This is a genomic window from Pseudomonas sp. I8001 (assembly GCF_013385345.1).
Classification (GTDB): domain Bacteria; phylum Pseudomonadota; class Gammaproteobacteria; order Pseudomonadales; family Pseudomonadaceae; genus Aquipseudomonas.
On the sequence record NZ_JACAQC010000039.1, the window covers coordinates 18,595 to 29,567 of the forward strand.

General features: G+C 62.8%; 12 protein-coding genes and 1 riboswitch. Of the genes, 3 read left to right on the forward strand and 9 right to left on the reverse strand.

The window, feature by feature from the left end:
- Positions 1-142: 142 nt before the first annotated feature.
- The 9 genes from mntP to HX839_RS24750 all read right to left on the reverse strand — a co-directional run bounded on the left by mntP (position 143) and on the right by HX839_RS24750 (position 8,484).
- The gene (mntP, locus tag HX839_RS24710; RefSeq protein WP_003220119.1) at positions 143-706 is read right to left on the reverse strand and encodes a manganese efflux pump MntP; all 564 of its coding nucleotides are present in this window, start codon (positions 704-706) and stop codon (positions 143-145) included.
- A 10-nt stretch (positions 707-716) separates the two neighbouring features.
- A riboswitch (yybP-ykoY riboswitch) is annotated at positions 717-883 on the reverse strand.
- 41 nt (positions 884-924) lie between these two features.
- Complete coding sequence (locus HX839_RS24715) at positions 925-1,875, reverse strand: oligopeptide/dipeptide ABC transporter ATP-binding protein (RefSeq protein WP_003220120.1); 951 nt, start codon at positions 1,873-1,875, stop codon at positions 925-927.
- Positions 1,872-2,867, reverse strand: a complete 996-nt coding sequence (locus HX839_RS24720) for an ABC transporter ATP-binding protein (RefSeq protein ID WP_032898749.1) — start codon at positions 2,865-2,867, stop codon at positions 1,872-1,874. The genes HX839_RS24715 and HX839_RS24720 overlap by 4 nt, the downstream gene beginning before the upstream one ends.
- Positions 2,864-3,745 carry a D,D-dipeptide ABC transporter permease gene (ddpC, locus tag HX839_RS24725; RefSeq protein WP_371315647.1) on the reverse strand — a complete coding sequence of 294 codons (882 nt, stop codon included), beginning with the start codon at positions 3,743-3,745 and terminating at the stop codon, positions 2,864-2,866. The genes HX839_RS24720 and ddpC overlap by 4 nt, the downstream gene beginning before the upstream one ends.
- 19 nt (positions 3,746-3,764) lie before the next feature.
- Positions 3,765-4,781 (reverse strand): ABC transporter permease, encoded by a 1,017-nt coding sequence (locus HX839_RS24730; protein WP_008431420.1) that lies wholly within the window; start codon positions 4,779-4,781, stop codon positions 3,765-3,767.
- Positions 4,782-4,948: 167 nt separating this feature from the next.
- Positions 4,949-6,499, reverse strand: coding sequence for an ABC transporter substrate-binding protein (locus HX839_RS24735; protein WP_087694902.1), 1,551 nt, complete (start codon positions 6,497-6,499; stop codon positions 4,949-4,951).
- A gap of 118 nt (positions 6,500-6,617) precedes the next feature.
- The gene (ddpX, locus tag HX839_RS24740) at positions 6,618-7,160 is read right to left on the reverse strand and encodes a D-alanyl-D-alanine dipeptidase (protein ID WP_087694901.1); all 543 of its coding nucleotides are present in this window, start codon (positions 7,158-7,160) and stop codon (positions 6,618-6,620) included.
- 21 nt (positions 7,161-7,181) lie between these two features.
- Positions 7,182-8,036: a MurR/RpiR family transcriptional regulator gene (locus HX839_RS24745; protein ID WP_032898755.1), complete on the reverse strand. Its 855-nt coding sequence runs from the start codon at positions 8,034-8,036 to the stop codon at positions 7,182-7,184.
- Between the two features lie 136 nt (positions 8,037-8,172).
- Positions 8,173-8,484 carry a hypothetical protein gene (locus tag HX839_RS24750; protein WP_177067840.1) on the reverse strand — a complete coding sequence of 104 codons (312 nt, stop codon included), beginning with the start codon at positions 8,482-8,484 and terminating at the stop codon, positions 8,173-8,175.
- A 162-nt stretch (positions 8,485-8,646) separates the two neighbouring features.
- Between HX839_RS24750 and HX839_RS24755 the strand changes: the two genes are divergently transcribed.
- Genes HX839_RS24755 through HX839_RS24765 form a run of 3 tightly spaced genes read left to right on the forward strand, consistent with a single transcriptional unit; the run spans position 8,647 to position 10,828 of the window.
- Positions 8,647-9,321 carry a secretin and TonB N-terminal domain-containing protein gene (locus HX839_RS24755; RefSeq protein WP_177010051.1) on the forward strand — a complete coding sequence of 225 codons (675 nt, stop codon included), beginning with the start codon at positions 8,647-8,649 and terminating at the stop codon, positions 9,319-9,321.
- Positions 9,318-9,863: an RNA polymerase sigma factor gene (locus HX839_RS24760; RefSeq protein WP_102605758.1), complete on the forward strand. Its 546-nt coding sequence runs from the start codon at positions 9,318-9,320 to the stop codon at positions 9,861-9,863. The genes HX839_RS24755 and HX839_RS24760 overlap by 4 nt, the downstream gene beginning before the upstream one ends.
- A gap of 38 nt (positions 9,864-9,901) precedes the next feature.
- A complete protein-coding gene (locus tag HX839_RS24765; protein ID WP_008431412.1) occupies positions 9,902-10,828 on the forward strand; it encodes a DUF4880 domain-containing protein in 927 nt (308 codons plus the stop codon).
- Positions 10,829-10,973: the final 145 nt, after the last annotated feature.

The window sequence follows — 10,973 nt, forward strand, 5'->3', positions numbered from 1 at the left end:
TGATCGCCGCCGATCCCTGTAGGAGCGGGCTGGTGTGGGAGCGGGCTTGCTCGCGAAGGCGGTGTGTCAGTCGCTCAATAGGCTGGCTGAACCACCGCTTTCGCGAGCAAGCCCGCTCCCACATTTTGATCTTCGCCGGTTTCTAGGCCGACAGGTGCTCATACAAAATCGTCGCACCCACCAGCATCAACACCACGCCGCCAACCATCTCGGCGCGCTTGCCGACCACAGTCCCCAACACCCGGCCAAGCATCATGCCGATGGTTACCATGGTCATCGTCGCCAAGCCGATCGCCGCAGCGGCCACCAGGATATTCACGTCGACAAACGCCAGGCCTACGCCCACCGCCAGGGCATCAATGCTGGTGGCAAACGCGGTCACGGCAAGAATCATGAACGAGTGCTGGCTCGGTTTCTCTTCCTCTGGATCATCGGCCTTCAAGCCGTTGTAGATCATGTGCAGGCCCAGGGCTACCAGCAGGGTAAAGGCGATCCAGTGGTCCCACTGTTCCACCCAGCGAGTGGCGGCCTGGCCGATGGCCCAGCCGATAATCGGCGTGATCGCTTCGATCACACCAAAGATCAGCCCGGCCCGCAGGGCTTCGGTCAGGCGTGGTTTGTGCAGGCTGGAACCTTTGCCAATGGCCGCCGCAAAGGCGTCCGTGGACATGGCAAGGGCGAGAAGAATCAGGGAAATGGGGTTCACGGTAAGGCTTCCAGTCGGGCTGTATGAGTCAACGACACAACCACACGCCCGACTTCAGGCATGGATGTGTCGCTGGTCTCACCAACCAAAATGGTGTTCGCACCACGGCATGTTGCCGAGAATGTTGATACGAACGCTTCGAGAATCCGAAGCAGGCTACTCCCCAACGAGGTGGCGGATCATAGCCGCGCAATCATGAAAATTTCGTTAAGGACGCCTCACGGATGTTCCAGGTGACAGCGCACCTGCTGACTCATTCCACCCGTCAACCGCTGCGGCCGCTCACAGCCTTGTGTACGCCTCGGGCAGCGGTCGAGAAAGAAACACCCACCCGGCAACACCCGGTTCCCCGGCAGCTCTGTCGGTGCACTGACATACGCATCGTCCAGCGCCACCCCAAGCTTGGGCACCGCCTCCAGCAACAGCTGGGTATACGGATGCTTCGGCTGCTCCAGCACTTGCTCGGCACACCCCAGTTCCACGATCTGCCCCAGGTACATCACCGCCACCCGGTCGGCCATGTGCCGCACCACCGAAACGTTGTGGGAGATCAGGATGTAGGTCAGCCCCAGCCGCCGTTGCAGCTCGGCCAGCAGGTTGAGGATTTGCGCCTGCACCGAGATATCCAGGGCCGAGGTCGGCTCGTCCAGCACCAGGATGCTCGGGTTGGACGCCAGCGCGCGGGCGATGGCGATGCGTTGGCGCTGGCCACCGGAAAACTGGTGCGGGTAACGGTCCAGGTATTCAGCGCGAATGCCTACCTGCGCGGCGACCTTGGCGGCGATGGTGCGCATTTCACTCTTGGGCGTGTCGCCTAGGGCGAACAGCGGCTCGGTAATGATTTTCCAGATGGGCAGGCGCGGGTCGAGGGACGATTGCGGGTCCTGGAATACGATCTGCACATGCCGGTGGCGTTCCCGGGCACTTTCGTAGACCCAGTCCACTTCACCGTCGCTGGGCTTGACCAGGCCCATCAGCAACTGGGCGAGGGTGCTTTTACCGCAGCCGGACTCGCCGACAATCCCCAGGGTTTCCCCACGGCGCACCTGCAAGTCGATGCCGTTGAGGGCGTGGGCATAACCGCGCGGGCGGCCCAGCCAGTCGGTTTTTACCGGGAACTTGACCCGTACATCCCGCAAAGCCAGCAGTGAATCTTGAGACACGGTCATTGCACCGACTCCCCGGCAGTCAGCCAGCACGCGCTTTTGCGGGTGCCGGCAGGGTTGATCAGGTCCAGGCGCGGGCGCTCGATGCATTGGCTCATGGCCTGGGGGCAGCGTTCGCGAAAGGTGCAGCCTGAGGGCAGGGCGGCAAGGTTGGGCACCTGCCCGGGGATGGTCAGCAGGTCGTCGCCGGGTTTCACCTGTTCCGGCAAACCGCTGAGCAGGCCTTGGGTGTAGGGGTGGCGCGGGTCGCTCATCACCTGGGCGGTGGGGCCTTCTTCCACCACGGCGCCGGTGTACATCACATACACCCGGTCGCAGAACTGCGAGACCACAGCCATGTCGTGGGTGATCAGCAGGATCGCGGTGCCGCGTTCCCGGGCTTTTTCCCGCAGCAGCAACAGCACCTGGCGTTGCACGGTGACGTCGAGGGCAGTGGTGGGCTCGTCGGCGATCAGCAACTGAGGGTCGCAGGAAAATGCCAGGGCGATCATCACCCGCTGGCGCATGCCGCCGGAGAGTTCGAAGGGGTAGCTGTCGAGCACTTGCTCGGGGTCGGCGATGTGCATGTCCCGGAGCAGGGCGATGGCCTTGGCACGGGCGGCGGCCTTGCTCAGGCGCTGGTGGTGGATGATCACATCGAGCATCTGCCGGCCAATGCGCCGGGTCGGGTTCAGCGCGGTCATCGGCTCCTGGAAGATCATCGCCGCGTCACGCCCGCGGATCTGCAGCAGCTCCTTCTCGCTGGCACCGAGCATGTCGCGGCCGAGCATCTGCAAGCTGCCGGCGGTGATCCGGTAACTGCGTTCCGGCAGCAGGCGCAGGCTGAGCATCGCGGTCACGGATTTGCCGGAGCCGGATTCACCCACTACGCCGACGACTTCGCCGGGGTTGACGTGCAACGACACGCCGTTGAGTGCCTGGACGTTGTTGCGGTAAGCCGGGAATTCCAGGCTCAGGTTGTCGATGGCAAGCACTGCCGGACTGGACATGGTCATTTCCCCTGTTGCCGTGGGTCGAGCAGGTCACGAACACCGTCACCCAGCAGGTTGAAGCCGGTCGCGGTGACCAGGATCGCCAGCCCCGGAAAGGTCGAGTACCACCAGTTGTCGAGAATGAAATTGCGCCCGGTGGCAACCATCGCGCCCCATTCGGCGGTGGGCTGCTGTGCCCCCAGGCCGATGAAACCCAGGGCCGAGGCCATCAGGATCGCGCTGCCGATGTCCAGGCTCAGTTGCACCAGCAACGGCGGCATCGCATTGCGGCCCACGTGCCACGACACGATGTGCCAGCGCCCGGCGCCGAAGGTCTGGGATGCCTTGACGTAGCCCATCTGCCGAATGCTCAGGGCCTGGCCCCGGGCCAGGCGCACGTAGAACGGGATGCGCACCACGGTGATTGCCAGCATCGCATTGAACAGGCTCGGGCCCAGTGCGGCGGCCAGGGCCATGATCAGCACCAGGGATGGCACCGACAGCATGATGTCCATCAGGCGCATGATCAGGCTGTCGAAACGCCCGCCGATGATCCCCGACAGGCAACCCACCAGCCCACCGATCAGGCAGGACGAAAACGCCACGAACAGGCCCACGCCCACCGACTGGCGGCTGCCGTACAGCACCCGGCTGAACAGGTCGCGGCCAACTTCATCGGTGCCGAACCAATGTTCGGCGGAGGGCTCGGCCAGGCGTTGCGCCAGGTTCAAGGCATTGGGGTCATGGCTCGCCAACCAGGGGGCGAAGGCCATGCAGATCAGCACGATCAAGGTGATGGTCAGGCCGGCGATGGTCAGCGGGCTGCGGCGTATTTGATAGCCCAGGTACTCCATTCGCGCACGCCAGGTGGGGCGCTGTTCCAGGGGCACCGGTACGGGCATGGTCAGGGGAGCGGTCATCTCAATTCACCTCGCCGATGCGCGGGTCGACCACCCGGTAGAGCAGGTCGATCAGCATGTTCAGCAGTACATAAATAAACGACACCAGGATCGCGAAGCCCATCACCGCCGGGAAATCCAGGGACTGGATCGACTTCACCACATAGGCACCCATGCCCGGCCAGGCGAACACGGTTTCGGTCAGCACCGCGCCGTACAGCAGGTCGCCGAGGGTCAGGCCGAGCACGGTGATCGACGGGATCAGCGCGTTGGGCAAGGCGTGGCGCAGGATCACCGCCCAGCGCGACAGGCCGTACGCGCGGGCGGTACGGATGTAGTCCTCGCCCAACTGGTCGAGCATCGCCGAACGAATCTGCCGGGCGACTACGCCGAGGTTGACGAAACCCAGGGTGACGGCGGGCAGGATCAGGTGTTCCAGGGCATTCAGGAACAGCGGGATATCGCCGGCCAGCAGCGAGTCGATCAGGTAGAACCCGGTGATGGTGCGCGGTGGTTCGAGGCCTTCATCCAGCCGCCCGCTGCCGGGCAGCCAGCCGAGCTGGCCGTAGAACAACACGATCAGGCCCAGGCCGAGCCAGAAGGCCGGCGTGGAAATGCCGGTAACCGCCAGCGTTCGGGCGATCTGGTCGATGGCGCGGTTGTGATACACCGCTGACAGCACCCCCAGCGGTACGCCCACCAGTACCGAGAGCAGCAGGGCGGCCACCGCCAGTTCGAGGGTCGCGGGGAAGAACGCTTTCAGGTCTTCCAGCACCGGGCGGCTGGTGCGGATCGACGTGCCGAGGTCGCCGTGGAGCAGGTCGCTCATGTAGCGGCCGTATTGCTGGTACAGCGGCAGGTCGAGGCCCAGTTGATGGCGGATGTTCTCGACAATGGCGTCGCTGGCCCGGTCGCCGGCAATCAGGCGCGCCGGGTCACCCGGGATCAGGTGGGAGATGCAGAAGGTAATCAGCGAAACGCCGACGACGACCAGGATCAGGCCGAACAGGCGTTTGCGCAACATATTCAGGAAGGCCATGAGGGCTCCTCGGTAACGCGAGACATTTGGATCAGGAATACAGCCTGGAAAACACAGCAGGTCCAGTGTGGGAGCGGGCTTGCTCGCGAATACGGTGGGTCAGTCATACATCGGGTAACTGATACACCGCTTTCGCGAGCAAGCCCGCTCCCACATTTGATCGCGTGTTACTTACTGATCTCAGCCACGTTGAACACCTGCTCCAGCATCGGATGGAACACATAACCCTTCACCGAATCACGCATCGGCAGGGTGTAGTTCTTCTGATAGAGGTAGGCGTACACGCTGTCCTTGAGCACGATCTTCTGGGCTTCCTGATACAGCTCGGTGCGCTTGGCCGTGTCGTTGTTGGCCGCCGCATCGCGAATCAGCTTGTCCACCACCGGGTTGCTGTAGAACGAACGGTTGCCCGGCAGGCCTTGCAGGGAGGAGTCGAACCAGAAGTTCATGTACATGTAGGGGTCGGAGAAGTCCGGTGCCCACGAGCCGATGGACACGTCGAAATCACCCTTGCCCAGGCGCTCGCGCATGGTGGCGTTGGCCAGTTTTTCCATCTTCAGGTTGATCCCCAGCGGCGCCAGGCTGGCTTGCAGGGTCAGGCCGATGGATTCCCAGTCCGGGTCCTTGTCGGAGTACATGTAATTCAGGTTGGTGATTTTTTCCGGGAGTTTCTTCAGGTTCGCGCCCGCGCTGTCCAGGTCCTGTTTCATCAAGGGCAGGCTCGGGTCATTGGCCCACATGCCGGCAGGAATCGGCCCGTTCATCAACTTGGCCTGGCCCTTGAGGATGCCGTCGACAATGCCTTTGTAGTCCACCGCATCAACGATTGCCTGGCGCGCATTCTGGTTGTTCAGCGGGGCTTTCTGGTTGTTCAGGTACAGGTAGGTCACCCGCAGCGACGGGAACTCCTTGATCACCACGTCTTTCTTTTTGGCCAGGTTGGTGAGCTGGTCCTGGGGCATGTCTTCGGCGATGTCCAGGTCACCGCGTTCCAGTTGCAGGCGGCGTACCGAGGCTTCGCTGATGATCTTGATCACCACCTTGTTCAGCGCGGGCTTGGTGCCGGCGTAGTAGGTGTTGGGTTCCAGGGTCAGGCTCTGGCCTTTCTGCCAGTTGCTCAGGCGAAAGGCGCCGGAGCCGGCGGTGTGGGTGGAGAGGTAGGCGTTGACGTCGCCCTGTTTCACCACGTCCGGGTTGATGATGCCGGCGCCGTTGTGGGCGAGGGTGTAAAGGAAGGGCGCGTAGGGCTTGGCCAGGGTGAAGCGCACGGTGAGCGGGTCGACCACGGTGACTTTCATGTCATCCGGGAACGCGCCCGACGGGCCTTGCTTGAGCTGCATCACGCGGTCGAAGGAGAACTTCACCGCATTGGCGTCGACCTCGGCGCCATCATCGAACTTGTTGCCGGGCTTGAGTTTGAAGTCCCACACCAGGCCGTCGGCCGAGGTGGTCCAGCTGTCGGCCAGGTCGCCCTTGACCTCGGTGCTGCCCTTGCCGTTTTCGACTTTGTAGGCCACCAGCTTCTGGTACGCCGGGTACGTCACCGCCCAATCGTTGTTGTCGATGGTCACGGCCGGGTCGAGGGTTTGCGGGTCGGCGGCCTTGCCGATCATCAGGGTGTCTTTGGGCGCCGCGGCACTTACCGATTGCCACGCGCCCAGGCTCAGGGCGGCGCACAGCAGGGAGAGTGCGAGGGTCTTGCGGTTGCTTGGGGTCATGCCGGTTTCCTTGATTATTTAGAGGAAAAAGCGGGTTGGTTTATTTTTATGAAATCTATAACCGGGCAGTTGGAGCTAAAGGGTGCTGCTCATTATTGTGATGGTACGGTCCTTGTGATCAGTGTGACTCCTCAATTAGTGGGAAAAGTTCGGCATCCGGCAATTCGTAATGCCACCACTCGGTGGCAATCGCCTTGAAGCCGGCGCCAAGCATGATGCCCAGCAACAGCAGGCGGTTGCGCTGCACCTGCGGCGGCAGGTCGGGGTAGAACTGGTGGGACTTGGGCTCCATGGCATCAAACGCCGTGCCCATATCCAGGGGTGTGCCGTGTTCATCAATCAGTGTCAGGTCGACGGCCACGCCGCGGGTGTGGTGCGAGCCCAGGCGTGGGTCGCGCACGTAGTCCGGGTTGGGCAGGGCCTGCCACAACAGTTGCTGGGCGTAGGCAGGGCGATAGGCGTCGTAGATCAGCAGGGTCATGCCGGCCTGGCGTGCCAACAGGCTCGCCTTGCGCAGGCAGGCCGCCGCTTCGGCGTGCAGCAGGCAGCGGGCATTGCGGTAGATCACGGTGCCTGCCAGGTTGTCGGCACTGGCGTAGATCAGGTCGACCTGTACCGGGTATTCCGGTGGGGCGATTTCTACCAATGGGCTGGTTTTCACTCAAAGATTTCCTTTCCAGGGTCAGGATTCGAACTGGCCGAAGGCCTGTTGCAGGGCGCGGTTTTTTGCCAGGCGTGCATCCAGTCGCTCGCCGTAGCGGTCAGCGACGGCAGACACCATCAGGTTGAACAGGCACGTCAGGGGCGCCATGGAGTCCCAGAACTGGCCGACATCGGTTTTCAACTGCAGCAGGTCCAGGTCGTAGTCCCGGGCCCAGGGGCATTGCAAGTCAGTGATCAACGCCAAGGGTAGACCCTGGGCATTCGCGGTCTCGCAGAACGTGGGCGTGATGCTGGAATAGGCGCGGAAATCCGCTGTGATGGCGTAGGGCTTTTCAAAGCCGGAGTTCAGGGTCTCGGCGTAGATCCCCGACAGGCCATCGACGTAATAGACCTTGGGACGGATGTATTCCAGGTGGCTGTGGAACGCATTGAGGATGCCCCGGGTGGACTGGATACCGAGGATGAACACGGCGTCTGCATCCACGATGTGCTGCACGATGTCGGCGAAACCCTGGCTGCGGGCCAGGCCGTACACATGCTGGATGGCTTCGATCTCGCGGTTGAGGGAACGGTCGAGGGCGTCTTCCTGATCGTTCTCCTGGCGAAACGCACCCAGGCGGTCGGTGATCAGCCAGGAGGCTTGCGGGTCGCCGCGCAGGCCTTGCTTGACGTCATCGAGGTTGCGATAACCCAGGGTTCGCAAGAAACGCCCCACTGAAATCCCGGTGGTGCCGGCTTGCTGGGCGATGCTGTCGGCGGTTTCGAACGGCAGCTGTTGCAGGTTGCCCAGCAGGTACGTCGCGATGCGCTTGCCGGTGGGCGTCAGCGTCGGGAACTGCTGTTCCAGCGTGCGCTGGAAGCTGTTTTTATCCATGACGTTTTCGCGCAGGCCGGTCATTGATGTTACTCATGTTTCATGATTTTGATGTCTGTTAGAAACATAACATCGGCAATCGCGATAACACAATGGCTTTTTTTGCACTGGGCGGGCAGGGGGGGACAAGCGGCGATCAAGGCCGCTGGGGTTTCACCGAAGTACCGAACGTATTGCCCATGCGCACACTGGTCGCTGCGGGTGTAGAGAGCCCGATCTGGTTCGGCTTGCGTTTGTCGATGGGCACCTGTTGCGCCTGCTGGTTCTTTTGCGTGGCCTTGGCGGCGTCCGGGTTGTTGCTCATCTGCTGGCTCAGGCAGCCATAGTCCGGTGCCTTGTAGCCATCCACGTTGACCTCGGTGCAGCCATTGGGCGTTCCTTCGGCGTGGGCCATCAGCGGCAGGGCAGCACACAGCAACAGGCTGGCGAGGGTCGGTAACAGGTTCATCGGTGCCTCCTGGCGAGCCCTGGGAAATGGGCCGGTATGGCTCAAAAGTGTAGTGCAGCGGGCTGCCCGTCACCGTGATGTTTTTTTTGCTGGCACCGTAACATCAGGTTCATAAACTGGCCTCAGGATGACGGTTTTGTAGGCTATGTCGGACGTGTTGCGATGCTGAGCAGGGGGGCTTGGAGGCGCGCGGGCTGCTGCCTGGCTCTGCTGTTGGGGCTGGCGCAGGCCGTGCGCGCCGAAGTGACCCTGGACCTGCCCGCGCAGAACCTGGATAGCGCCCTGCAGGCGTTCAGCCATGCCACCGGCATGGCGGTGCTGGTGGACCGCGAGTTGACCCGGGGCCGGCGCTCCATCGGCGTGCATGGCCGCTACAGTGCGCAGCAAGCCCTGGGCCTGCTGCTGACAGGGAGTGGCCTGATGGCGCGTTATGCCCGCAGCGATGCGTTCACCCTGCAAGTCCCCGAGGTCAGCCAGCCGGCCACGACGCGGGGGCTGAAGGCAGGGCATGCAGCACGGATCAACAACAGCTATGCCGCGGCCTTGCAGCAGGCGATCGAACGCAGTTTGTGCCGTTCGCCGCTGACCCGCCCCGGCAGTTTCCGGGCGCTGGTGCAGGTGTGGGTCAACGGTGACGGGGTGATCGAACACAGCCGCCTGGTCAGCTCCACCGGTGACCTGCAGCGTGACGAAGCGCTGGTACGCGGCCTGGGCGCCACCCGGGTCGAACGCCCGGCGCCCAGTTCGCTGCGCTTGCCGGTGACCTTACTTTTGATGCCCGATTCAACAGGAACACGCATGGAATGCACAGCAGGGGAAGGAGTTTCCGGGGCATGAAAGACACCGGCCACAGCATGATGGTCAGCCTGTTCCTGGCGTCCTACGAGGACTTCAAGGTACGCCTGCGCAAGCGCCTCGGGTCCGAGGACCTGGCCAACGACGTGCTGCACGAGACCTACCTGCGGGTCGACCGCATGGACGTACCGCCGAACCTGGCGCAACCCAATGCCTACCTGTATCGAATGGCGCTGAACATCGCCGCTGACCGACGCCAGGCGGATGCGCGACTGTTGACCGGCAGCGAAGTCGAAGAGCTGCTGCAGACCGTCGATGAAGCCCAGGACCCGTCGCGGGTGGTGGGTGGCCAGCGAGAAATCCAGTCCTTGCTCAAGGCCCTCTACGAACTGCCGGCGCGGCGGCGCCAGATCCTTATCGCTGCGCGTCTGGAAGAGGCGCCACACCTGGAGATCTCCAGGCGTTTCGGGATTTCCACGCGCATGGTCGAAAAGGAAATCAAGGCCGGGCTGGGCCACTGTGCGCAGCGCCTTGAAAGAAAAGTGATCCAGCGGTTCGGTCCCGGGGCCGGAAAACCGTCTTAGTGATTGAGTCCCTGATAATCCGTTGAGTACCTGCGCGCTTGAACATTTTTAACCTCTCCGCTGCCCGTGCTGCGCCCGACAGCCCCCTGCACGATGAAGCGCGTGACTGGCTGGTGCTGCTGACTTCGGGCCGGGCCACCGTTGCTGATGCCAAGGCGTTGCGCCAGTGGTGCGCCCAGAGCCCGGAGCATGCCCGGGCGTTCGAGCAGGCCAAGGTGTTGTGGCAGCAATTGGCTCCCGCCGCCGAGCAGTTTTCCCGGCCGCGGCATTTTGGGCGGCGGGCGTTTTTGGGCGGGGCGATTGCGGCGTCGGCGGCGGTGCTGATGGTGCGGGTGACGGTGCCGGGTGGGTTTGCCGGGTTGACGGCGGATTACCGCACCGAGGTCGGGGAGCAGCGGCGGGTGGAGTTGGGTGATGGGGTTCGGCTGGAGCTCAATACGCAGACGCGGATCAGCCGGCGTGAGGGTGGGATTGAGTTGTTGGAGGGGGAGGTCGAGGTGCTGGCCGATGCTGCGATGCCGCTTCAGGTTCAGGCGGGTGGAGGGTGGTTGAGTGCGGCTCGGGCGCGGTTCAATGTGCGCAATACGGATCACAGTGTGTGTGTGACGTGTATTGATGGGGCGCTGTTGGTGGGTGTTGGGGGGCGTACGGTTCGGCTTGAGGGTGGGCGGCAGCTGACTTATGACGCCAGCGGTGTGGGTGAGCCGGTGGCGGTGGACGTGCAGGCTGTGGTGGCTTGGCGGGAGCAGGTGCTGGTGTTTGATAATGCGACGCTGGCGACGGTGGTGGATGAGATCAATCGCTATCGGCCGGGGATGTTGCTGCTGATGAATGCGCAGTTGGGCAAGCGGCGGGTGCAGGCGCGGTTTAGTCTGCATCAGTTGGCGGGGGTGGCGCTTTTGATTCGCGATGCGTATGGGGCCAAGTGTACGGAGTTGCCTGGCGGTGTTGTTTTGTTGAGTTAGATCGGTGTGCATATCCGTTATTTAGGTAACGGCTGCTTCAAAATCAAAAGCACAGCGGCCTCCCGGCCGGCTTGAGTGTTAAAAGCAAAGGCAAAGACCAGAGCGAAAACAGATCTGCTTTTCTGTGGGAGCGGGCTTGCTCGCG

Bases quoted from the DNA above. Each gene is read 5' to 3' on its own strand.
- HX839_RS24730 (WP_008431420.1), bottom strand. From the start codon at position 4,781: ATGGCCTTCCTGAATATGTTGCGCAAACGCCTGTTCGGCCTGATCCTG.
- ddpC (WP_371315647.1), bottom strand. From the start codon at position 3,745: ATGCCCGTACCGGTGCCCCTGGAACAGCGCCCCACCTGGCGTGCGCGA.
- HX839_RS24735 (WP_087694902.1), bottom strand. From the start codon at position 6,499: ATGACCCCAAGCAACCGCAAGACCCTCGCACTCTCCCTGCTGTGCGCC.
- HX839_RS24720 (WP_032898749.1), bottom strand. From the start codon at position 2,867: ATGACCATGTCCAGTCCGGCAGTGCTTGCCATCGACAACCTGAGCCTG.
- HX839_RS24760 (WP_102605758.1), top strand. From the start codon at position 9,318: ATGAAAGACACCGGCCACAGCATGATGGTCAGCCTGTTCCTGGCGTCC.
- HX839_RS24715 (WP_003220120.1), bottom strand. From the start codon at position 1,875: ATGACCGTGTCTCAAGATTCACTGCTGGCTTTGCGGGATGTACGGGTC.
- HX839_RS24750 (WP_177067840.1), bottom strand. From the start codon at position 8,484: ATGAACCTGTTACCGACCCTCGCCAGCCTGTTGCTGTGTGCTGCCCTG.
- HX839_RS24755 (WP_177010051.1), top strand. From the start codon at position 8,647: ATGCTGAGCAGGGGGGCTTGGAGGCGCGCGGGCTGCTGCCTGGCTCTG.
- HX839_RS24745 (WP_032898755.1), bottom strand. From the start codon at position 8,036: ATGGATAAAAACAGCTTCCAGCGCACGCTGGAACAGCAGTTCCCGACG.